The organism is Pseudomonas sp. sp1636, assembly GCF_030376615.1.
Taxonomy (GTDB): domain Bacteria; phylum Pseudomonadota; class Gammaproteobacteria; order Pseudomonadales; family Pseudomonadaceae; genus Aquipseudomonas.
Genome location: NZ_JARRAB010000009.1, coordinates 131,723 through 153,380, shown reverse-complemented (window position 1 = coordinate 153,380; position 21,658 = coordinate 131,723). Strand labels below are relative to the sequence as shown.

The 21,658-nt window shown below is 60.7% G+C and carries 26 protein-coding genes and 2 tRNA genes; 13 read left to right on the top strand and 15 right to left on the bottom strand.

From position 1 onward, the window contains the following. Nucleotides 1-21: 21 nt before the first annotated feature. Nucleotides 22-492 carry a c-type cytochrome gene (locus tag P8H27_RS11325; RefSeq protein ID WP_289637558.1) on the bottom strand — a complete coding sequence of 157 codons (471 nt, stop codon included), beginning with the start codon at nucleotides 490-492 and terminating at the stop codon, nucleotides 22-24. Here P8H27_RS11325 and P8H27_RS11320 point away from each other — a divergent pair. From P8H27_RS11320 to P8H27_RS11280, 9 genes are all read left to right on the top strand, one after another. Further along, complete coding sequence (locus P8H27_RS11320; RefSeq protein ID WP_289637556.1) at nucleotides 464-697, top strand: hypothetical protein; 234 nt, start codon at nucleotides 464-466, stop codon at nucleotides 695-697. The two genes, P8H27_RS11325 and P8H27_RS11320, sit on opposite strands and share 29 nt — an antisense overlap. Nucleotides 698-1,848: 1,151 nt before the next feature. Further along, entirely contained in the window at nucleotides 1,849-2,451 is a 603-nt protein-coding gene (locus P8H27_RS11315) for an RNA polymerase sigma factor (protein WP_289637554.1), read from the top strand. After that, nucleotides 2,445-2,672 (top strand): anti-sigma factor, encoded by a 228-nt coding sequence (locus tag P8H27_RS11310; protein ID WP_289637552.1) that lies wholly within the window; start codon nucleotides 2,445-2,447, stop codon nucleotides 2,670-2,672. Before P8H27_RS11315 ends, P8H27_RS11310 begins: the two co-directional genes overlap by 7 nt. A gap of 97 nt (nucleotides 2,673-2,769) precedes the next feature. Then, on the top strand, nucleotides 2,770-3,474 hold the full coding sequence (locus tag P8H27_RS11305) for a DUF2064 domain-containing protein (protein ID WP_289637550.1): 705 nt from the start codon (nucleotides 2,770-2,772) through the stop codon (nucleotides 3,472-3,474). Beyond that, nucleotides 3,464-3,796, top strand: a complete 333-nt coding sequence (locus tag P8H27_RS11300; RefSeq protein ID WP_289637625.1) for a hypothetical protein — start codon at nucleotides 3,464-3,466, stop codon at nucleotides 3,794-3,796. Before P8H27_RS11305 ends, P8H27_RS11300 begins: the two co-directional genes overlap by 11 nt. Further along, on the top strand, nucleotides 3,694-4,194 hold the full coding sequence (locus P8H27_RS11295) for a hypothetical protein (protein WP_289637548.1): 501 nt from the start codon (nucleotides 3,694-3,696) through the stop codon (nucleotides 4,192-4,194). The genes P8H27_RS11300 and P8H27_RS11295 overlap by 103 nt, the downstream gene beginning before the upstream one ends. A gap of 8 nt (nucleotides 4,195-4,202) precedes the next feature. Next, nucleotides 4,203-4,988: a DUF547 domain-containing protein gene (locus tag P8H27_RS11290; RefSeq protein WP_289637545.1), complete on the top strand. Its 786-nt coding sequence runs from the start codon at nucleotides 4,203-4,205 to the stop codon at nucleotides 4,986-4,988. 15 nt (nucleotides 4,989-5,003) lie between these two features. After that, the gene (locus P8H27_RS11285; protein WP_289637543.1) at nucleotides 5,004-5,885 is read left to right on the top strand and encodes a patatin-like phospholipase family protein; all 882 of its coding nucleotides are present in this window, start codon (nucleotides 5,004-5,006) and stop codon (nucleotides 5,883-5,885) included. Beyond that, nucleotides 5,882-6,295: a hypothetical protein gene (locus tag P8H27_RS11280; protein ID WP_289637541.1), complete on the top strand. Its 414-nt coding sequence runs from the start codon at nucleotides 5,882-5,884 to the stop codon at nucleotides 6,293-6,295. The genes P8H27_RS11285 and P8H27_RS11280 overlap by 4 nt, the downstream gene beginning before the upstream one ends. A gap of 225 nt (nucleotides 6,296-6,520) precedes the next feature. Here the strand turns inward: P8H27_RS11280 and P8H27_RS11275 are convergent, their stop codons facing one another. Both P8H27_RS11275 and P8H27_RS11270 read right to left on the bottom strand, forming a co-directional pair. After that, on the bottom strand, nucleotides 6,521-7,498 hold the full coding sequence (locus tag P8H27_RS11275) for an HD-GYP domain-containing protein (protein WP_289637539.1): 978 nt from the start codon (nucleotides 7,496-7,498) through the stop codon (nucleotides 6,521-6,523). 128 nt (nucleotides 7,499-7,626) lie between these two features. Then, a complete protein-coding gene (locus P8H27_RS11270) occupies nucleotides 7,627-7,923 on the bottom strand; it encodes a hypothetical protein (protein WP_289637538.1) in 297 nt (98 codons plus the stop codon). 200 nt (nucleotides 7,924-8,123) lie between these two features. Here P8H27_RS11270 and P8H27_RS11265 point away from each other — a divergent pair, with 200 nt between their 5' ends. Beyond that, nucleotides 8,124-8,849, top strand: a complete 726-nt coding sequence (locus P8H27_RS11265; RefSeq protein ID WP_289637537.1) for a transglutaminase-like cysteine peptidase — start codon at nucleotides 8,124-8,126, stop codon at nucleotides 8,847-8,849. Between the two features lie 516 nt (nucleotides 8,850-9,365). On the opposite strand, the gene P8H27_RS11260 is transcribed toward P8H27_RS11265, so the two are convergent. The 4 genes from P8H27_RS11260 to dapA all read right to left on the bottom strand — a co-directional run bounded on the left by P8H27_RS11260 (nucleotide 9,366) and on the right by dapA (nucleotide 12,596). Then, nucleotides 9,366-9,455, bottom strand: a tRNA-Ser gene (locus tag P8H27_RS11260). Nucleotides 9,456-9,627: 172 nt separating this feature from the next. Continuing rightward, the gene (locus P8H27_RS11255; RefSeq protein WP_289637535.1) at nucleotides 9,628-10,497 is read right to left on the bottom strand and encodes a phosphoribosylaminoimidazolesuccinocarboxamide synthase; all 870 of its coding nucleotides are present in this window, start codon (nucleotides 10,495-10,497) and stop codon (nucleotides 9,628-9,630) included. An 84-nt stretch (nucleotides 10,498-10,581) separates the two neighbouring features. Further along, nucleotides 10,582-11,700: an outer membrane protein assembly factor BamC gene (gene bamC, locus P8H27_RS11250; protein WP_289637534.1), complete on the bottom strand. Its 1,119-nt coding sequence runs from the start codon at nucleotides 11,698-11,700 to the stop codon at nucleotides 10,582-10,584. A 17-nt stretch (nucleotides 11,701-11,717) separates the two neighbouring features. Then, complete coding sequence (gene dapA / locus P8H27_RS11245) at nucleotides 11,718-12,596, bottom strand: 4-hydroxy-tetrahydrodipicolinate synthase (RefSeq protein ID WP_289637532.1); 879 nt, start codon at nucleotides 12,594-12,596, stop codon at nucleotides 11,718-11,720. Nucleotides 12,597-12,823: 227 nt separating this feature from the next. Here dapA and P8H27_RS11240 point away from each other — a divergent pair, with 227 nt between their 5' ends. Together P8H27_RS11240 and P8H27_RS11235 are read left to right on the top strand one after the other, a co-directional pair. Further along, the gene (locus P8H27_RS11240) at nucleotides 12,824-13,381 is read left to right on the top strand and encodes a glycine cleavage system protein R (protein ID WP_289637531.1); all 558 of its coding nucleotides are present in this window, start codon (nucleotides 12,824-12,826) and stop codon (nucleotides 13,379-13,381) included. A 10-nt stretch (nucleotides 13,382-13,391) separates the two neighbouring features. Next, nucleotides 13,392-13,865: a peroxiredoxin gene (locus P8H27_RS11235; protein ID WP_289637529.1), complete on the top strand. Its 474-nt coding sequence runs from the start codon at nucleotides 13,392-13,394 to the stop codon at nucleotides 13,863-13,865. A gap of 113 nt (nucleotides 13,866-13,978) precedes the next feature. Here the strand turns inward: P8H27_RS11235 and P8H27_RS11230 are convergent, their stop codons facing one another. Then, entirely contained in the window at nucleotides 13,979-15,046 is a 1,068-nt protein-coding gene (locus P8H27_RS11230; RefSeq protein ID WP_289637528.1) for an AI-2E family transporter, read from the bottom strand. A gap of 40 nt (nucleotides 15,047-15,086) precedes the next feature. Next, entirely contained in the window at nucleotides 15,087-15,338 is a 252-nt protein-coding gene (locus P8H27_RS11225; RefSeq protein WP_289637527.1) for a sulfurtransferase TusA family protein, read from the bottom strand. Nucleotides 15,339-15,444: 106 nt separating this feature from the next. On the opposite strand from P8H27_RS11225, the gene P8H27_RS11220 reads away from it, so the two are divergent. Then, nucleotides 15,445-16,878, top strand: coding sequence for a M48 family metalloprotease (locus tag P8H27_RS11220; protein ID WP_289637525.1), 1,434 nt, complete (start codon nucleotides 15,445-15,447; stop codon nucleotides 16,876-16,878). A 298-nt stretch (nucleotides 16,879-17,176) separates the two neighbouring features. Here the strand turns inward: P8H27_RS11220 and nadA are convergent, their stop codons facing one another. The 6 genes from nadA to pal form a co-directional block, all read right to left on the bottom strand. Next, complete coding sequence (nadA, locus tag P8H27_RS11215; RefSeq protein ID WP_289637524.1) at nucleotides 17,177-18,235, bottom strand: quinolinate synthase NadA; 1,059 nt, start codon at nucleotides 18,233-18,235, stop codon at nucleotides 17,177-17,179. A gap of 414 nt (nucleotides 18,236-18,649) precedes the next feature. Further along, nucleotides 18,650-18,725, bottom strand: a tRNA-Lys gene (locus P8H27_RS11210). Between the two features lie 57 nt (nucleotides 18,726-18,782). Beyond that, nucleotides 18,783-19,457: a 7-cyano-7-deazaguanine synthase QueC gene (gene queC / locus P8H27_RS11205; protein WP_289637522.1), complete on the bottom strand. Its 675-nt coding sequence runs from the start codon at nucleotides 19,455-19,457 to the stop codon at nucleotides 18,783-18,785. A gap of 1 nt (nucleotide 19,458) precedes the next feature. Next, a complete protein-coding gene (queE, locus tag P8H27_RS11200; RefSeq protein ID WP_289637620.1) occupies nucleotides 19,459-20,106 on the bottom strand; it encodes a 7-carboxy-7-deazaguanine synthase QueE in 648 nt (215 codons plus the stop codon). 211 nt (nucleotides 20,107-20,317) lie between these two features. Beyond that, nucleotides 20,318-21,139 (bottom strand): tol-pal system protein YbgF, encoded by an 822-nt coding sequence (gene ybgF, locus P8H27_RS11195; RefSeq protein ID WP_289637520.1) that lies wholly within the window; start codon nucleotides 21,137-21,139, stop codon nucleotides 20,318-20,320. A 5-nt stretch (nucleotides 21,140-21,144) separates the two neighbouring features. Then, the gene (gene pal, locus P8H27_RS11190; protein WP_289637518.1) at nucleotides 21,145-21,642 is read right to left on the bottom strand and encodes a peptidoglycan-associated lipoprotein Pal; all 498 of its coding nucleotides are present in this window, start codon (nucleotides 21,640-21,642) and stop codon (nucleotides 21,145-21,147) included. Between the last annotated feature and the right edge of the window lie 16 nt (nucleotides 21,643-21,658).

The following is a 21,658-nucleotide window of genomic DNA, read 5'->3' as shown; positions in this document are numbered from 1 at the left end:
GCCCCGGTCAAGGCACGTTCATTACTTGGCAGCGCAGGGGTTCTTGGCCGCACAGGGATTTTTCGCGGCGCAAGGGTTGGCCGCGGCACAGGGGTTCTTGGCGGCGCAAGGGTTGGCCGCACAGGGATTGGGCTTGAAACTCGTCTGCAGAGTTGCGGTATAGGCAACCAGCGCCGCCAGCTCTTTCGACTCCCAGCCCAGGGCCTTGGATGCCATGGGCGCGACCATGCAGATCTGGATCATCTCGTCGAGAAACACCTGGGACATGCCGAACTGATTCTTCGCCATGGCCACTTCATGGGGATATGCCTTGGCAAAACTGGCCTGGAACAGGTTGCCGCCCTGGTGGCAGGTAGCGCAAGACAGGCCGTTAGTGCTCAGCTTGGGATCCTTGTAGAGTTTCTCGCCATAGGCCTTCAGCTCGGCCTGTGCGCCTTGATAGGGTTTGTAGTTGGCCGGGCGCTTGACCGACTTGACGGCGCAGGGGTTCATCTTCGCCGCGCAGGGATTGGCGGCGCAGGGATTTTTCGCCGCGCACGGGTTTTTAGCCGCGCAGGGATTCTTCGCTGCACAAGGATTCAAGCTGCTGGGTGCGCACTTGCCCGCACATGGGCTGCAGGGGTTGGCGGCCATGGCCGGGCCTGAAAGTGCCATGGCCAGCACCGTCGCCGACACCATGCCGGCAAGGGGACGATAACAGTGTGAAGCAGGAAGGTCGGGGCATATGTGGCGCATAGTGATTTCCTCAATCCACGGTTAGCAACGGTACGTTGTGCACTTACCCTTGGGCAGCGGGCATCGAACTGGTCTGCGCCCTTGGGCAATAGCGGCAAAAAACCGAGTCATTCCCGATCCAGGCACCATAAGCAATGGATCTCTCCCACAGGTGGCACCTGCATGTGTTCGCCCAACAAAACTAAGAAGCAACTCGGCCGATTTTGTTACAGAGAGAGTCTCTCCAGAGAGAGTCTCTCCAATTAGGCGATGACTATGCCGCCACACCTGCCGCAGCTCATCGACGGTATGCAGCAAGCCGCCGATGGCTGACGTGACGGCTGGGCAGATCAACCAGCGCCTTAGCCACCAAGAGCGTTAGCCACCAAGAGCGACTCCTCCGCGGGAACCACTCCTCAGCAAAATACAATGCTCCGCAGGCGTCTTGGCCAAGTGACTACTGGCTCTTGGCGGCACAAGGATTCTTGGCTGCGCACGGATTCTTTGCGGCGCAAGGGTTAGCCGCACAAGGACTCTTGGCGGCACAGGGGTTCTTCGCCGCGCATGGGTTTGCCGCACACGGGTTCGCCGCACAGGGATTCATGGCCGCAGGTGCACACTTGGCGGCACAAGGCGAACAAGGATTTGCGGCCAGCACCGGCCCTGCCAACGCCATGCTTAGAGCACCCGCACACAGCATGGCGGCCAGGGGACGGCGAGCGACGGCGTTGGCTTTGTTTTTCAGTTGGTGAGTCATGTTAGTTCCTCAAATTTTTGTATGGAGTGCCGTGTCGTATGGGTAGGGAACTTCGATGTTGCTCCACCCTGGGAATGCGCACGCCGGATGCCCCCTTTGTTTACGGGCAAGCACCGTTCGCTTAACTCAGATGCAGGGAGCGCTGTTTTGTTACAAGCGCCCTCTGGATCAGTACACCCCCACGTTCTGTTACGCACTGGGCCCGGCTATTTCCCGCCCCCCGGTGGCAAAAAACCTGGAACAGTGACATGGCTTGCGGGCTTTCATATTCACGCCAGCCATGACAACTACGTTGTAACAATGCACTCTGGCTTGCCTCTAATTAACAACACGGATGACCTGCACTGCGCACTTGCAGGCCATTGATGGAGAAATAGATGGATGAACAGGAACTGATCAAACGGCTGCGCCAGGGTGACAAGGGCGCCCTGGCGTCGGTGATCAAACTGCATCATGCCTTCCTGGTGGCCATGGCCACCCCACTGGTGGGCAATGACCTCGCCGACGATGTCGCACAGGAAACCTGGCTGAGGGCTTTTGCCGCGATTGGCAAATTCGAAGGCCGCTCCAAACTGCGCACATGGCTCGCCCGGATCGCGATCAACGAAGCTCATGCCATGCGCCGCAAAACAGGTCGTGAAGTGTCCCTCGATGGCTGGGGTAGCGATAGCGGATCGCCCATAGGCATGCGCTTCAACGAGCAAGGTGCGTGGGAGGCACCGCCCATGCAGTGGCACCATGAAACACCCGACGAGCTTCTGACTGAAGCTGAACTCTATGAGTGCATTCACAAACACCTGCACAAGCTGCCTGAAGACCAGCAAAGCGTGGTGATGATGCGCGAGCTGGGCGGGCTGAACTACGGCGAAATAGCCCAGGCGCTTAATCTGGCGGAGGGCAATATCCGTGTATTACTGCACCGCGGGCGGCAACGGATGCATGCCATGCTTAATCATTTCGAGGAGGTAGGAGCATGCTGACCTGCCGTGAGATGTCCGAACTCGGCTCCGACATCATTGAGGGTGATCTGCGCTTAAGTACTCGCTGGGCAGTGTTCATGCATCTGAAAATGTGCCCACGCTGCACGCTGTACATCAAACAGCTGAAACTCACCGCTGAAGTACTGCAACAACTACCGTTAAACGCAGAAGCGGTTGATAGCGCGGCCATTCTGAAAAAACTGCAAGAGCGAGATACATAACAGAACTAGTCAGTGCTGTAACAAAAACGCGAGCAGATTCTCATAAGGGTACAGCCTCCATGAGGGGCAGACCTGACCATGAATCTGGAGTACGCGCTTGACTGACAGCACTGCAGCCGAAGCCCCCACCGCTATTGCCCCCTGCCTGGTCTTGTTGTGTAAGCGACCAGCGCTGGGGCACTCCAAGCAGCGCCTGGCGCAGCAAATAGGCCTGCAACCGGCCTTGGACATCGCTCAACTGCTGCTCGCTTGCGCCCTGGAAGATCTTCACCAATGGCCCGCGCCCAAGGTCATTGCCCCCGACCATTCGCGCCATTTGCCTTGGGCGCAGGCTCTCTGTCCGCAGGCCTTGGGCATGGCCCAACATGACGGCAATCTGGGTCAGCGCCTCAACGACCTGGATAGCCGATTGCACGCTCTCGACCTGCAGCGCTTGATCTACATCGGCAGTGACTGCCCCGTACTACAGCCCAGTGACTACCAGCGAGTGACCTGCCTGCTTGAAGCCAATGATACGGTGCTACTCGCAGCCAAAGATGGCGGCGTGGTGCTGATGGCCTCGAACCGTTCGTGGCCCGACCTGAGCGCACTGCCCTGGAGCACAGAGCACCTGGGCTCGGCTCTGTTTGACTGCTGTCAGCGAGCCGGCCACTCGGTGGCATGGGCCGGGGAGTTGTTCGATATCGACCACAAGGAAGATCTGTACGCGCTGCCCAGCCTGCTCGAACAACACGGCCAGCCTGCACGACTGAACCTGCACCACGCCCTGCAGCAATTGGGAGTGCCTGCCCATGCCTGTTAACCCGCCGATCAGCGTAATCATCCCCTGCTGGCAGGATACCGTCGTGCTCGAGCAGTTGCTGTCGCGCCTCAATCAACTGGCGCAACGCTCCAGGCAAGAGCTTCAACTTATCGTGGTCGATGCCGCGGGCTGTCAAACCTGCCGCCAACTGTGCCTGCAATACGAGGCACAATGGATACCGGCCGATCCCTGCAAGGGACGCAACTGCGCCTGGGCGCGATGCATGCCCGGCATTCGATCCTGTGGTTTTTGCATGCCGACGCCCAGTTACAAGGCAACCCACTACCCGATCTTCAAGCCAGAATGGCTTCAGGCGCGGTAGGCGGTTACTTCGCCTTCCACTTCAGCGGCAATGGCTGCTGGCAGAGCCGGTTGCTGGAACGGTTAATCGCCTGGCGCAACCATTTCGGGGTGCCCTATGGCGATCAGGGCATCTTTGTTGAGGCCAGTGCCTACTCTGCCTGCGGCCAGCACAGCCCCTGGCCGCTGTTTGAAGAGGTGGAACTGGTCAAGCAACTGCGCAAGCTGGGCCGCTTTGAACGTATCGCACAAGGTTTGAAAGCCGACCCCAGACGCTGGCAGCGCGACGGCTGGTGGCGCCGCTCATTGCACAATCGTGTGCTTGTGCTGGCCTATGTTCTCGGCGTACCGGCCACTTATCTGGCTCGACGCTACAACCGCGGCAACCCTACCCCCGCCCTCCCCGCCAACAAATCATAGGAGCCCTTATGCGCGCCCTGTTATTGCTCGTGATGCTAGGCCTGAGTGGCCTGTCGTTTGCCAAACCGTTCGAACACAACCATCCTCAATGGACAGCTCTGCTGGCTCGTCATGTCACCTGGGTAAAGCCCGGTTATGCCAGTCAAGTCGACTATCAGGGTTTCCAACAGGATCAGGCCGAGCTTGACAGCTACCTGGCCGTTCTTTCGAACGTGCCGCGCCAGCAATATGACACCTGGAGTCGCGACCAGCGTCTGGCCTTTCTGATCAATGCCTATAACGCCTTTACCGTAAAGCTTGTCACCGAGCATTACCCGCTAGACTCGATCAAGGACATTGGCGGCGTGTTCGGTAGCCCCTGGACTCAAGCATTCATCCCGCTGTTCGGGCAAACCTTGACGCTCAACCAGATCGAGCATTCGATGATCCGCGAACCCGGCGTATTCGACGAACCACGCATCCACTTCGCGGTTAACTGTGCCTCCATAGGCTGCCCGGCCCTGCGCCCCGATGCCTTCGTTGCCAGCACAATCGATGCGCAGTTACAGGACAGCCAGCGGCGCTTTCTCAGTGATCGCAGCCGTAACCGTTTCGATGCCGCCGGCGGCCATTTCCGAGTCTCGAAAATTTTCGATTGGTACGCCGACGACTTCACCAAGCAATCAGGCTCGCTGCAAACCTACCTGCAAAAACAGGCGACCTTGCTGGCAGCCGCCGAGGAGCAGGCACAGGCCCAGAGCACAAGCAAAGTAAAGTTCCTCGACTACAACTGGTCACTCAACCAAGCCCATTGATCCGGAGAGCGCCCGATGACAGACAAGACCGCATTGGTACTCGCCGGCGGCGGTAGCCTGGGCGCCGTGCAGGTTGGCATGCTGCAGGCGTTGATCGCGGCGGAGGTTGCGATCGACCTGGTGGTCGGGGCGTCGGTCGGCGCCATCAACGGTGCCCATTTCGCCAGCAAACCGAACGCCAAGGGCGTTGCCGAACTGGCCGACATCTGGTGCGCACTTGGCAAGCGGGATATTTTCCCCTTTTCCCTGCTGGGCGCGACCAAGGCCCTGCTGCTAAACCGCGGGCATATTCTCGATAATGCCGGCCTGCGCCGGATGATTCTGTCGGCACTGCCGATCAGTCGCCTGGAAGACTGCGAGCTGCCCCTGCATGTGGTCACCACCGACCTGCTCAGCGGTGCCGAGGTGTTGCAGTCACAGGGCGACATCCTCCAGGCGTTGCTGGCCAGCGCCGCCATTCCGCTGGTCTATCCGCCGATTGCCATCGACGGACACTTGCTGATGGACGGCGGCGTAGCCAGCAATACCCCGATCGCCAGTGCTGTGGCACTGGGCGCGAAGCGCATCCTGGTTCTGCCCACCGGTTTTGGTTGCGCCTGCAAGGCTCCGCCCAAGGGGTTCGTGGCGCTGGCTCTGCATACCCTCAACCTGATGAGCATGCGCCAACTGGTACGCGACATTGAGCTGTATACCCCGCAGGCCCGCATTCATGTGGCCGCACCCTTATGCCCCTTGGGCGTTTCGGTATTCGATTTCACTCAGACGCGCGACCTGATCGAGCGCGCCAAGCTGCAGACCCAGACCTGGCTGGAGAGCGGCGGGCTCGAGCAAACGGGCGTTCCCGACTCCCTGCGCGCGCACCTGCACGCTGATATGGATATGCAGGAGATGGCATGAACGCCTTCGTCGAACGGCACCAGCACCTCTGGCAATCCTTTCGCCGCCTGCCAATGTGGGTACAGTTATGGATGGCGGCCATCCTCTTGCCCGCCAACCTGCTCAGCCTGTTTCTGCTCGATTACCCCAGCGCGCGCATGATCGCGCTGGCCGCCCTGCTGGCGCTGGGCAGCAACATGCTGCTGATGTACTGGTATGCGGGGTTCACTCGGCTGATGGCCTTGCCCCATCTGCTGGTTTGGGGGCCACTTGAGGTGATGTTGCTGATGTATCTGATGGCAGGTGCACCCGCGCCGACTACCAATGAAGTCATGTACATCTGCCTGGTTCTGGCCGTGAACGGCATCAGCCTGTTGTTCGACGCTCGGGATTCCTGGCACTGGCTACAGGGAGAACGTCAGGTGTTCTGACCGTTGTGGACACCGGTTGGCTCTGCGCGCGGGCCTGCATGGCGCTGAAGAGGGACACCGCGAATGGCACCAGATAATTGAGCAATACGTGCGCAACGGACAGTTCAACTGCCCCCCAGAGTACTTCCCCCTGATTGATCAGGTTGAGAATGCTACCCACGACAAAGGAGATCTTCAGCGCGCGCCATACCAGATCACGCGACAGTCGAGAGCGCCATTCCCGCATCATGCCATGCCTCCAGCACTCGCCAGCATCTGCTCAAGCGGCATCCTGTCGGCAGCCTCTCGCACCACTTTGCGGATCAGCTCATGGTCGACATCCGGCTGCAGATCCGCTGGACTTCCGGTTCTTCCCGTAGGCCGAGCCACAAGTCTGGCATCCTCAGCTTCCAGAGCAAACTCTCCGCCGCAGTTGCGGCAGTAGATGTGTTCGCCCGCCTGCTGACTGCGTTTGAGAACCAGGGTGGGGCCGCACATGGGACACTCCTGCAACGGAATGCCATCATCCGAGTGGCCGATCACATGATCGAGCACGCCGCGTCTGCCCAGCTCGATAAACACTCGACTCAATTCGACGTCGAACTGACTGCCGCTCTGGCTTTGGATAATGGCTAACGCCTGCCCACGACTCATGCCGGTACGGTATGGACGGCTGCTGGTCATGGCATCGAACGCATCGCAGATACCGACGATACGTGCATCCAGATGAATGTCCTCGGCCCGCAGGCCGCGCGGATAGCCCTTGCCATCGGGGCGCTCGTGATGGCTGTAGACCGCCTCTTTGACCAGATCGGCCAGCGGGTGGCCAGCAAGCATGCGCCAGCCCATCTCCGGATGGGTGCGTACGACGGCAAACTCGTCTTCAGTTAAGGCACTGGTCTTGCGCAGCACGGCGTCGGCTATGCCGATCTTGCCCAAATCATGCAGAAAGCCGCCCAGGCTGGATCGAGCCACATCGGCCGAAGGTAACCCTGCCGCTTCGCCAAGCAACCTGGCATACCGCGACACTCGCCACAGATGGCCGCCGGTATAAGGATCCCTGGCTTCGACGAACCAGGCCATCATCAGCAGGCTACTGACCAACGCTTTCGACGGATCGTCAGCGTGCCCCGCCCCCTGCGCAGCCTTGCTCAACCAACCAGGGAGAAAAGATTGCATTGAACCGGCCTCCAGTGCCAGGGGGAAAAAGTAGGCGGCAAACACGACCGCAGAACCTTTTTACTACGGTTCTACGGCCCAGCGATTGGGTGGCACGTCCCTGTGCCGCGGGGTGGGTGATGCCGGCGTTGTTGGCATCTCCCCCCAAGCTTCAAACAGCAAGGTGAGAGCCATTAATGGGGGCTGCCATAGAGCGCTCTGTCCCTCAGGATGGGCGACCTGTAGCTGGGTTCCACCATTTCCTGCTGTTGCTCCGGCTGCTCGCTCGCAGTACCGGCGGCGGCGGGCTGCTCCTTGACCATCTGAGCAAAGCGCTCACCGGAGTCCTGGCTGGCGCGATTACTCACCAGTGCCTCTTGTTGCAGGCGGTAGTCGATCAGGCGGTCACTGCCACCTTCGGCCTGTGCCGTAGTCACGGCAGCGCCCATCATCAGCGCGGCCAGTACCGTCATACCCAGTATCGATTTCATGGTGTCATCCTCCAAAGAGATGCGTTACTCATCATTCGGATGACTGGGGAGCCCCTTTGTTACAGGCGACCTGCCGAACTGCAGTCGCCCCGCTTAGCCGACGGACGCAGCTTGCCCGCGGGAACCCCGGGTCTTATGGTGCCAAGGCCTGTTGACATACTTCAGCCGGTAATCTCTTGTCACATCTTAAGGAGCGCTGCTTGATAGGGCTGCACTTTCTCATCGCGATTTTGCTGTGGCGCCGGCGGCAAGTGTTGACGGGGCTGATCATCAGCGCCAGCCTGATCCTGGGAACGGCCAAAGCGTCGCCTCTCCCACCTAGCGTGCATCGGGGCGAACAGGCGGCACAGCGACTGCAGGACTGGCAATCGCTGATCGCACAATCGCTGCACTTAAGTGACGCTGAAAAGCTGCAGGTGGTTAATGCGTTTTTCAACCGCCATATCCGTTATGGCGAAGATACAGAGGTATGGGGGCAAGTCGATTACTGGGCCTCGCCACGAGAAACCCTTGAGTTGGGTGCCGGCGATTGCGAGGACTTCGCCCTCGCCAAGTACTTTACCCTGCGTCTGCTCGGTATTCCCGAGCAGCATCTGCGCCTGGTCTACAGCACGCTGACTTCGACCCAGCAGGCCCATATGGTATTGGGCTACTGGGCCGATGAGGGAAAGGATCCGGCCCTGCTCGACAACCTCCGCCCGGAGGTTCTTCCGACCCTTCAGCGACCTGACCTGCAGATGCAGTTCGCCTTCGATAGCGGTCACCTGTATCGGTTTGGGCAAAACCGTTTACTCGCGGTCGGCGATGCGCAATTGCTACCGGGATGGCAAGCCCTGAAGGCCAAAATGAGGCAGGAATCGATTCCTTTGTCCAATGCCATTCAGCTAGTCGTTGCGGAGCAGCTGCGCTTAAAACTCGAGATCTGACGGCCAGTTAGTAGCTTGCTTCAGGCTGTCGAGCCGATACCGGCATAATCACGAATGCTCACGCATCGTCAATCACTTCGCCTGCCCCCACAGGGCCGGTGTACCCCATCTGGAGCAAACGTCGCTTCCACCACTTAAGAAGTCCGTCCAGACGCTCTTGTCGCGGTTCAATCACACGCACGGTGCCTCCTGGGAGAGGGAGCGTCGTACCATCCGTTTGCGAGCCAGGCCCTATCAAGCCATGTCAGGCTGGAGTGGCTGGCGAAGCAGCTGGGTCACGCTGACACCACCATGATTAAGAAACACTATGCAAAGCTGATCCCGGACGACACCAAACGGATGGGCAGTGATGTGTCTGAGCAGATGGGATTTGGGGAGGGTTGGAGCGGTGCATAGCGGTCTGGAAGGACTGAATTTTGCCCCCAAATGCCCCCAGTTTTGCCCCCAAACGATTTTTAGCTTTCTAAAAGACAAGAAAAAGCCCCGTAACTCATTGAGCTACGGGGCTTTTTTGTATGGCGGGAAGATAGGGATTTGAACCCTAGGTGCTATCGCTAACACAACGGATTTCGAATCCGTCCCGTTCGGCCACTCCGGCATCTTCCCGTGGCGGCGCGCATGATAGCAGTACAAGCGCATTTAGCGAAGCCCAATCGGTAGATTTTTTCGCATGCATTTCAGATGCTTGCGTATGACCGCTCGGGGCAACAGGGCGGCCATTGCGGGCCTTGACAAGAAGAGACGCCTAAGCGCCTCTCCTGCACCGCACAACGGTCGATCAAGCGGTCAGCCGGGTCAGTGCCTCGCGATATTTGTCGGCGGTCTTCTGCGCGACTTCAGCCGGTACGGCGGGGGCTGGTGGCTCTTTGTTCCAGCCGGTGGATTCCAGCCAGTCGCGCACGAACTGTTTGTCGAAGCTCGGCGGGTTCTTGCCTTCGACATAGCTGTCGGCCGGCCAGAAGCGGCTGGAGTCAGGGGTCAGCACTTCGTCCATCAGGGTCAGGGTGCCGTTTTCGTCCAGACCGAACTCGAACTTGGTGTCGGCGATGATGATGCCGCGGGTAGCGGCGTACTCGACCGCGGCACTGTACAGGGCAATGGAGGTATCACGCACCTGGGCGGCCAGCTCGGCACCGATGATCGCGGCGCACTGCTCGAAGGAGATGTTCTCGTCGTGGTCGCCAACGGCGGCCTTGGTCGAGGGGGTGAAGATCGGCTGCGGCAGCTTGGAGGCTTCCTGCAACCCGGCCGGCAGCTGGATACCGCAGACGGTGCCGCTGTTCTGGTATTCCTTCCAGCCGGAACCGACGATGTAGCCGCGCACAATGGCTTCCACCGCCACCGGCTTGAGGCGCTTGGCGACTACCGCACGACCTTCCACCAGCGGCAACTCGGCGGCGGCCACCACGGCCTCGACCTTGTCGCCGGTGAAGTGGTTGGGCACCAGGTCGGCCAGCTTGTCGAACCAGAAGTTGGAAATCGCCGTGAGGATCTTGCCCTTGTCCGGGATCGGCTCGGCAAGAATCACGTCGAAAGCCGAGAGTCGGTCGGTGGCGACCATCAGCATGCGTTTGTCGTCGATTTCGTAGAGGTCGCGGACTTTGCCCGAGTAGATTTTTTTCAGGCTCAGGGTCGAGGGTGTGATCATGTCGGAGTTTCCGCCTTTAGCAAACGAAACAGGCGAAACCCTGAGGGTTTCGCCTATCGGTATTAGCGCTGTGCCTGCGGCTCGTTAGCCGAGGTTTTCCTGAATCAGACTCAGAATGCGGCGCGCCACGTCGGCTGGCGCCACGGTATTGAGGTCTTTCTCCACGGTAACCTGAACGCTGTCGCCGACCGGGGTCAGGCGCACCTGGTAACGCTCGGCACGCGCATCGATGGTTTCCTTGTCCGGCTCACTGCCAAACAGCTTGCCGAACAAGCCCGGCTCCTCATCTTTCTTCTGCGTTCCCTCGGCCAGGTTGATGTAGTAAACGCCGAGGCTGCGGTTGAGGTCGTCGATGCGAATATCAGCCCCCTCCAGCGAGCGGCCGACACCGGACCAGGCGCGATCGAAATCGGCGCCGAGGTTCAATACCGGGTTGCCATTACCGTCTTCCGACAAGCTGACCCGGCTCGGCGCATCGAAGTCGCGCGCGGCCAGCAGCGATACGGAACCACCCTGCTCGGCACTGCGTGCCATGCTCACCAGCATCTCGTCGAGCAGCGCGGCTTCCAGACGGGCATTGCCACTGCTGCCGGCGAAGGCCACGTCGGCGCTGCTGCCAGCTGGACGCTCGGCACTGAGCACGAAGACTTCGCTGGTATTGCGCTGCACGCCCGGCTCGATACGCACCCGCACGCGGGTTTCGGCATCCGCCGCCACGTCAGACGCACGGCTGTTCAGGCGCCGTGCCATAGCCGCGGACAGCTGATCGGAACGCTGCCAGGCGGTGACGAATTCGCCGACCTGCGGCCGCTCTTCGGCAATCCGGAAACCATTGTCTTCGAAGAATTGACGGGCGATCGGCCAGACTTCGGCCGGCACGCGCTGGGCGACCAACCAACGCGACTCGCCGCTTTTCTGCAGGCTGAATTCGCTGGCATTGGCACGCACGGCTAACGCCTGCGGACGCGGGACTTCGTATTCACCCTCGACCGTGCTGCTGGCCACCTGCTGCGGCACCGGCAACAACGGATCGAGGCGCTTGGCCACGACGTTCGCCGGCAACTGCATGGGGGCCGTTTGCCGGGCGGTGAGGTAGTCGCTGCCGCGATCGCGGAAATAGCCATCTTCACCATAGATCCAGCCACAACCGCTGACGCTGGAGATGATCAGAGCAAGTGCGGAGAGTCCGCCCAGTCGCTTCATGCGTAGTATTTCCTCAATTAAACCAAAACGCCGGACTGGCGCAGAGCCTGACGCAGCGGTTCATGACAACGCGGGCTGAGCCAGGTCAGCGGCAAGCGGATACCGTCCGGCATCATGCCCATTTCATGCAGGGCGAACTTCACCGGAATCGGATTGGACTCGATAAACAAGGCCTTGTGCAGCGGCATCAGACGATCGTTGATGGCGCGCGCAGTGGCGGCATCGCCAGCCATGGCGGCGGCACACAGCTCGCTCATGGCGCGTGGCGCGACGTTGGCGGTCACCGAGATGTTGCCCTTGCCGCCCATCAGCATCAGCTCGACGGCGGTGGCGTCATCGCCGGAGTACACCAGGAAATCCTTGCTCACCCGATCCAGGACTTCCCGGCCACGTTGCAGGTCGCCGGTGGCTTCCTTGATGCCGATGATGTTGGCGATCTTCGCCAGGCGCTCGACCGTTTCCGGCAGCATGTCGCACACGGTGCGGCCCGGCACGTTGTAGAGAATCTGCGGAATCGCCACCGACTCGGCGATATGCCGGAAGTGCAGGTACAGCCCTTCCTGGGTCGGTTTATTGTAATAAGGCGTGACCAGCAGGCAGGCATCGGCGCCCACATCCCTGGCGGCGCGTGTCAATTCGACCGATTCGCGCGTGGAATTGCCGCCAGTGCCGGCGATCACTGGTATCCGTCCGGCGACTTGATCGACCACACGTCGGATCACTTCGATGTGTTCGGACACTTCCAGCGTGGCCGACTCGCCGGTGGTACCGACCGCGACGATGGCGTTGGTGCCCTCTTGCAGGTGGAAATCCACCAGTTTGCTCAGGCTGTCCCAATCGAGACCACCTTGCGCATCCATGGGCGTGACCAGTGCCACCATACTGCCCGCAATCATGCAACCACTCCTGCCGGAAAAAAGAGAGCGGTAATGGTACTGGCGCCACCCACCTTGCACAAGCGAAGGAAAGGGCCGATCGGCAAGCGCGGTGACCGGGCGAACAACCCGGTATTCCTTTCACTCATCCATTTACTGGCATTCCCCTGAGCTGCGCTTTTCGCTACCCTTCCGGCTTTGCTCGGTACTCATTATGGGCCGAGCGTTCATCGCTCTAGGAATGCTGCATGTCCACCCCCCCAGTTCGCGAACAATTCCTCATCATCAGCGCACTCGGCCCCAACGCCATGGAGCTGACCAATGTGCTGTGCCGCACCTGCAATGAAAACCGCTGCGCCGTCGTCAGCACCCGCCTGAGCCGGCACGGCGAGTTCAGCGCCCTGGTGCTGCAGGTCTCCGGCAGTTGGGACGCCCTGGCGCGCCTGGAGTCGAGTCTGCCGGCCCTGGCCAAGAAACACGCCTTTACGGTCAACGTGACGCGCAGTGCGGCGGCGGAAAATCGCCCCCAGGCTCTGCCTTACGTGGCCTATGTCAGCTCGGCCTATCGTCCGGACATCCTCAATGAGTTGTGCCAGTTCTTCATCGACCACAACGTCGAACTGGAGAGCCTCACCTGCGATACCTACCTGGCCCCGCAGACCGGCGGCACCATGCTCAATGCCACCCTGACCGTGACGCTGCCGGCCGGCACCCAGATCAGTTGGCTGCGCGACCAGTTCCTCGACTTCTCCGATGCCTTGAACCTGGACGCCCTGATCGAGCCCTGGCGCCCACAAAATCCATAAGGAATCGCTCATGGCCGTAGCACTCGACACCCCGGTTGCCGATTTTCAGGCCCAGGCTACCAGTGGCCAGCAGGTTCAGCTGGCGGCGCTGCAGGGCCGGCAGGTGGTGATCTATTTCTACCCGAAAGACAGCACCCCGGGCTGCACCACCGAGGGCCAGGGCTTTCGCGACCACTACCCGGCCTTCCAGGCCGCCAACACCCTGGTATTCGGCGTATCGCGGGACAGCCTCAAGGCCCACGAGAACTTCAAGGGCAAACAGGCGTTCCCCTTCGAGCTGATCTCGGACAAGGATGAAGCGCTCTGCCGGCTGTTCGACGTGATCAAGCTGAAGAAGCTCTACGGCAAGGAATACCTGGGCGTCGACCGCAGCACTTTCCTGATCGACCAGCACGGCGTGCTGCGCCAGCAATGGCGCGGGGTGAAAGTGCCGGGCCATGTCGAGGCCGTGCTGGCCGCGGCACAGGAACTGCACCGAGCCTGAAGCCGGACGACGCCAAAGGCCGCTTGCCGGGGCTCCTGCAAGCGGCCTTTGGCATTTGACCAAGCCAGAATCACTTATCGCCCGGCGGTGCCCACAAGCAAGACCGCAGCCCCTCACTCACCCTGCAACGCCGACTCCTTACGCGGCCAGGCATTGAGCACGGCTTTGAACAGGGTCGCCAAGGGGATGGCGAAGAACACCCCCCAGAAGCCCCACAAGCCGCCGAACAGCAATACCGCGCAGATGATCGCCACCGGGTGCAGGTTGACCGCCTCGGAGAACAACAACGGCACCAGTACGTTACCGTCCAGCGCCTGGATCACCCCATACACCACCATCAGGTAGAGGAACTGATCGCTGAAGCCCCACTGGAACAGGCCGATCAGCGCCACCGGCACGGTCACCACCACGGCGCCAATATAGGGCACCACCACCGACAGCCCCACCAGCAACGCCAGCAGCGCCGCATAGTTGAGCCCCAGCGCGGCGAACGCGATGTAAGTGACCACGCCGCAGATGATGATTTCGATGAACTTGCCGCGAATGTAGTTGGCGATCTGCTGATTCATCTCCTCCCCCACCCGGGTCATCAGGGTGCGCTCACGCGGCAGGTAGCTGCGGAACCAGGCACCTATCACCTCACGATCCTTGAGGAAGAAAAACACCAGAATCGGCACCAGCACCAGATAGATCATGATGCTGGCCAGCAACGGCAGGCTGGACAGGGAGAACGACAGCGCCCACTGGCCGAACTTGCCGGCCTCGCCACTGATCGCCTCGGTCAATTGCAACACCTGGGCATCGCTGATCAGATCCGGGTAACGCTCCGGCAACAGCAAAAACAGCGACTGCCACTCGCCGAGCATGCGCGGCAGCTCGTTGAACAGGGTGCTCAGCTGGCGCCAGAGCAACGGCATCAACACCAGCAGGAACAAGGCCAGCGAGCTCATGAACAACAGGAACACCAGCGACACCGCCACTATCCGTGGCAGGCGTACGCGCTCCAACGCATTGACCAACCCTTGCATCAGGAACGCCAGCACCAGCCCGGTCAGCACCGGCGCCAGCATGCCGCCGAGGGTCAGGACAACGGCAAAGCCGAGCACCAACAGCACCGCCAGAACCACGGCTTGCTCATCGGAAAAATAGCGGTGCATCCAGTCGCGCAACACCTTAATCATCAATATTCCTTAGATCGAAACAACCCACGCAGAATGCGTATCAGGCTTTACGCAACCAATAACGGTAAACCCCCGCCTCTTCCTCTTCACGTAACAGGTCATGCCCTGCGAGCCTGGCGAAGGCACGAAAATCGCGTTGCGAGCCGGCATCCGTGGCGATGACCTTGAGCACCGCGCCGCTGGCCAGGCGATTCAACTCCAGCTTGGCCTTGAGCAGCGGCAACGGGCAATTCAAACCACTGGCATCCAACTCGGCGTCGCAGGCACCGCCCCACTCTTGTCCATCGTTCATTCGAGTCCTCCTAAACAGCGCCAAGGATACCCAAGACCGTGCAACCCTGGCCAGGTGAGCGCTTGCCCGGCTACAGTAACGACTTTGTCCGCCAAGAGCTCCGTGCATGAATGTTTTGCGCCCCATCCTGTTGACGCTCGCCTGCCTGGCCACCCAGCCCGGCCTGGCGAGCGATCTGCCGTCACTCGGCGACGCCAGCTCGGCGATTGTCTCGCCACAGCAAGAACATCAGCTGGGCCGTGCCTGGCTAAGCCTGCTGCGCGGCCAGATCAGCCAACTGTCGGATCCTCAGCTCAAGGATTTCGTCGAGAGCAGCGTTTACCGCCTGGGCGAAACCAGCGAACTGCAGGATCGACGCCTGGAGTTCGTCCTGCTCGACAGCCCGCAAATCAACGCCTTCGCCGCACCTGGCGGGATCATCGGGGTCAACGGTGGCCTGTTTCTCTATGCCCAGAGCGAAGCCGAATATGCCTCGGTGATGACCCACGAACTCGCCCACCTGTCGCAACGTCACTTCGCCCGCGGCCTGGAAGCGCAACAGCGCATGCAACTGCCGCTGATGGCCGCGATGCTCGCCGGCATCGTCGCCGCGGCAGCCGGTGCCGGCGACGTCGGCATGGCCGCCATCGCCTCGACCCAGGCAGCGGCCATCCAGGAGCAACGGCGCTTCTCCCGGCAGAACGAACAGGAGGCGGATCGGATCGGCCTGGTCAACCTGGAAAAAGCCGGCTATGACCCCCGCGCCATGCCGAGCATGTTCGAGCGCCTGATGCGCCAATACCGCTACGACCGCAAGCCACCGGAATTCCTCCTCACCCACCCGGTGTCCGAGTCGCGCATCGCCGACACCCGCAACCGCGCCGAACAAGCCAACATCGGCGGCATGACCGACAGCGTGCGTTATCAGTTGATGCGCGCCCGCGTACAACTGATCTACGAAGACACGCCGGGCCTGGCGGCCAAGCGGTTTCGCGCCATGCTCGATGAAAACCCCAAACATGAAGCCGCCCGCTACGGCCTGGCCCTGGCCCAGATCAAGAGCGGCCAGCACCAGAAGGCCCGCGAGAGCCTGCAAGCGCTGCTGCAATCGGCACCCGACGATATCGCCTACAACCTGGCCCAGGTCGAACTGGATAGCGCCTCCAGTCGCCTGCCAGAAGCACAGCGCCGCATCGAGCGGCTCATGGCCGACTACCCGAACAATTACCCACTGCAGCAGGCGCGCATCGACTTGCTGATGAAGCAGGCGCGTCCGCGGGATGCCGAGCACGCCCTCGATGACCTGCTGAAAAGCCGCGCGAACGATCCGGACGTCTGGTACCAGGTCGCCGAAGCACGCGGCCTCAGCGGCAACACCATTGGCCTGCACCAGGCCCGTGCGGAGTTCTTCGCCCTGGTCGGCGACTACGATCAGGCCATCGAGCAACTCGACTTCGCCAAACGCCGCGCCACCAACAACTTCCAGCTCGCCTCGCGCATCGACGCGCGGCAACGCGAGCTGCTGGAAGACCAGCGCATCATCGAGCAGATGCTGCGCTAAGGTCGATCCGACAGGTAGAAAGCCCGGATGTCGGGCTTTTATTCGGCTCTGTAGCCGTTAGGTGTTGTATCACCAGGCGCGAACTGCCTGCGATCCGTAGGAGGCCCGACCTCGGGGCGAGCTTTGGCTATACCGCGAAACGATGGGCAGGCAGCCCTGCGGGCTGCATTCGCCGCGGGGTCGCGTGACCCACATGGATGTGGGAAATGCCGCTAGCCTGTCAGGAACAGGCGCGGCCCTCCTACAAGAGATCGCGCATGCAACACATAATTGGGACATAGCCTTTTATTCAACAGCGTTACGCATTGCCCGACAGCTGGAGTCGCGCGGCCTGGGTGAAATCCAGCATGCGCTTGAGCGGCTTGATCGCCTTGGGGATCAGCGCGGGGTCGACGAAGATCTCGTTGCTGCCTTCGCGCAGGCTCTGCAGGGTGCGCTGCAGGGTGTTCATGGCCATCCACGGGCAGTGCGCGCAGCTGCGGCAGGCGGCGCCGTTGCCGGCGGTCGGCGCCTCTATGAACTCCTTGTCCGGACACAGCTGCTGCATCTTGTAGAAGATGCCGCGGTCGGTGGCGACGATAAAGGTCTTGTTCGGCAGGCGCTGGGCGGCCGCGATCAACTGGCTGGTCGAACCCACCGCGTCAGCCAAATCGATCACCGCCGTCGGCGACTCCGGATGCACCAGTACCGCAGCATCCGGGTACAGCGCCTTCATGTCCTCGAGCTGCTTGGCCTTGAACTCCTCGTGCACGATGCAGGCACCGTCCCACAGCAGCATGTCGGCACCGGTCTGGTTCTGGATATAACGCCCCAGGTGCTGATCCGGCGCCCAGATGATGCTCTCGCCGTTATCCATCAGGTGCTCGACGATCTCCACCGCGCAGCTGGAGGTCACCACCCAGTCGGCGCGCGCCTTCACCGCCGCCGAGGTATTGGCGTAGACCACCACGGTGCGCTGCGGATGCTGATCGCAAAACGCGGCGAACTCCTCCACCGGACAGCCCAGATCCAGCGAACAGGTCGCCTCCAGGGTCGGCATCAGCACGCGTTTTTCCGGATTGAGGATCTTCGCCGTCTCGCCCATAAACCTGACCCCGGCCACCAGCACGGTCTGCGCCGAGTGCTGATTGCCGAAGCGGGCCATTTCCAGGGAGTCGGAGACGCAACCGCCGGTCTCTTCGGCCAAGGCCTGCAAGACCGGGTCGCAGTAGTAGTGGGCAACCAGAACCGCATTCTGCTTTTTCAGCTCGGCGGCAATCTCGGCGCGGTAGAAGGCCTCCTGCTCGGGCGTCAGCGGCTTGGGCTGCTTGGCGTCCAGATGAGCCTGGACCAGGAGGCGTTCGGAAATCTGCGTCATGTCATCAGGCCCTGTACAGGTCGATCAACGGGAACTCGAGTATACCCGCCAGACTGGCTACGCGAGAGCAGATTGGACGGGCATACGGGGAGAAAAGCGCGCTGCAACAAAGAAAATCCTGCGCCCCTAGAGCCGCAGGATTTTCATAATAGTTTGATCTTAAAAGACTTTGCAAACAGGGCTAGCCGCAAGAAGGCGATGGCAACATTCCAGCTCCCGCATGAAAACCGCCCGCCCCGATGCTGGCGGCAACCCCATGGGTTCCGGCTGCCTTCGCAAAATAGCTGCAGAACAAGCATGGCCGATCACGCGGACTGGCGCCGACCGAGTAAAAACCAACGAGCACAAAAAAGCCCGGATGCCTTTACGGTAAAGGACATCCGGGCTTTCTTTAACCTTCCGTGGAAGGGTGTTTGGTGGGTCGTGTGGGATTCGAACCTACGACCAATTGGTTAAAAGCCAACTGCTCTACCAACTGAGCTAACGACCCGATGCAGGGCGCATGATACTGATTTAATTCAGGAAATCAACACCTGGCGGAAAATTTTTAACGATAGCGGGTCGGATCGGCCACTGCCGCTGCAGCAAACCCAGCCGCACGCAGGCGACAACTCTCGCATTTGCCACAGGCGCGGCCCTGCTCATCGGCCTGGTAACAGGACACCGTCAGGGCGTAATCGACGCCATGGCGCATACCCGCCTCGACGATCTCGGCCTTGCTCATGTCCTGCAGCGGCGCCTGGATGCGAAAGCCCTGACCCTCGACCCCGGCCTTGGTCGCCAGGTTGGCCATGCGCTCGAAGGCGGCAATGAACTCGGGACGGCAATCCGGGTAGCCGGAATAATCCACCGCATTGACCCCGATGAAGATATCGCGCGCACCCAGCACTTCGGCCCAACCCAAGGCCAGGGCGAGAAACACGGTATTGCGTGCCGGCACATAGGTGATCGGAATGCCTTCGGTCGGGCTTTCCGGCACGGCGATACTGCTGTCGGTCAGCGCCGAGCCACCGATGCCGTTGAGGTTCAGGCTGATGACTTTATGCTCGATTACGCCCAAGTGCCGAGCCACCTGCTCGGCCGCCAGCAATTCGGCGCGATGGCGCTGGCCATAATCGAAGCTCATGCTGTAACAGCTGTAGCCCTCGGCCTTGGCCAGAGCCAACACGGTGGCCGAATCGAGGCCACCGGAGAGCAGAATTAGCGCTTTCTTGTCACTCATGTCAGTGTCCCGGCTCGTCGTTCCAGAGAATCTTGTGCAACTGCATTTGCAAGCGTACCGGCAGGTTGTCGGCGACGATCCAGTCGGCCAGCGAACGTGCGCCCAGCTCATGATGGCTCGGCGAGAACAACACCTCACCGGCGCGCTCGTGCAAACGGTACTGGATCAGCTTGGTCACCGCCCAGTCATAGTCTTCGCGCGAGCAAATCACGAACTTGACCTGGTCGTTCGCCGTTAACAATTCGATATTCTCATAGCGATTGCGCGCCACTTCTGCCGAGCCCGGCGTCTTCAGGTCGAGCACCTTGCTCACTCGCGGATCGACCGCCGACACATCCAGCGCGCCACTGGTTTCCAGCGACACCTGGTAACCGGCATCGCACAAGCGCTGGAGCAAAGGGATGCAGTTGGGTTGCGCCAACGGCTCGCCGCCGGTCACACAGATATAACGTGGCCGGTAGCCGGCAATCTGCGCGACGATGGCGTCCAGGGACATGATCTCGCCACCGCTAAAGGCATAGGCGGTGTCGCAGTATCGACAACGCAAAGGACAGCCGGTCAGGCGAACGAACACGGTCGGCAAGCCGGCGGTGCGCGTCTCGCCCTGCAGCGAGTAGAAAATCTCGGTAATGCGCAGGGTATCTTGCATATCGGCCACGGGCGTGACGGCTAAACAGGCCATCCGCCTCCGTTGCGGGAAAAGGGGCGCGGATTGTAAACGAAAAAGGTTCTGGGAGAAATTTTTAACGTCGCGCAGCGACGGCCCGAAGGGTGCCGCCAGGGATGGCGGATTATAAAAAACCCGCGCCAGGCGCGGGTTTATCACTTCAGCTTTCAGCTTGAGGCTTGCCGCTGGTTCTTTACGGCAGCCGCTGCAAATCTCGCTGCGCCAACTGAGCGGCCGAACTGCCCGGATACTTGGCAATCACCTGTTGCAGGATGCCTTTGGCCTTATCTGCATTGCCCAGGCGCATCTCAACGTCGGCGAGCTTGAACAACGAGTCCGGCACCTTCGCATGCTGCGGATAGGCCTGACTGACCCGCGCAAAGGCCTGACCGGCACCTTGCAGGTCGCCTTTGGCCAGGTTCACCTCGCCCAGCCAATACTGGGCATTGCCGGCATATTGGCTATTCGGGTATTTACGCAAAAAGGCGCCAAACGCCTGGCTGGCCTTGTCGAAATCCTTAATTTTGATCAGATCGAAGGCGGCGTCGTAAAACAGCTTTTCCTTCTCTGGATCAGCCGGGCCGTTAGCGGCTGGCGCTTGCGCCTGGCCAATTGCCGGTGCCGGGGTACCGTTGGCGCTGGCCGCACCATCGGCAGGGGAATTCTGGGTGGCTGCAGCACCTGCTGCCCCACTGCTCAAACGTCGATCAAGATCCTGATAACGCTCCAGGCCTTCTTGCTTCAAACGCTGAATTTCATTCTGCTGCTCTTCGAGCATGCCGCGCAGCTGCGCGATTTCCTGCTGCATCTGTTGTAACTGGGTAAACACCATGCCTTGCGCCGAGGTCGGGGCCTCAGCCCCTCCCCCGACGTAGGCGCCGGACGTGCCATAACCGGATGGCGGATAACTACTGCTGCCATAATCGGCATTGTTGTCCACCACGGGAACCTCGGCCCAAGCCGCGAACGGCAGGCAGAGGGCCAAAACAGTCAAAGCACGGCGGCAGGTATGCATGGCTATTACTTACGCAGTTCTACGCGACGGTTCTGAGCCCAGGATTGCTCGTCGTTGCCAGTGGCAATCGCACGCTCTTCACCGTAGGAGACCAGTTCCAGCTGAGCCGGGGAAACACCCTGCAGCACCAGGTAGCGCTGAACGGCTTTCGAACGACGCTCACCCAGAGCCATGTTGTATTCACGGGTACCGCGCTCGTCAGCGTGGCCTTCCAGAACGACGCGAGCGCCATTGCCTTTCAGGTCTTTGGCATGAACGTCGAGTGCACGCATGGCTTCGGCTTTCAGGTCGGAGCTGTCGTATTCGAAGTAGAACGTGGTGATAGCGCGCAGAGCAGCTTCTTCGCTCATGCTGCCATCTACGGAACCGGCGTCGGCACCGTAACCAGCGTTCGGATCTACAGCGCCTTCACCGGCAGCATCGCCGCCTTTGGACGAACAACCAACAGCAACGGCCAGAGCCAGACCCAGTGCAGCAAATTTGCCAAACTTCAGCATTTCCATCATGTAACTCCTAATG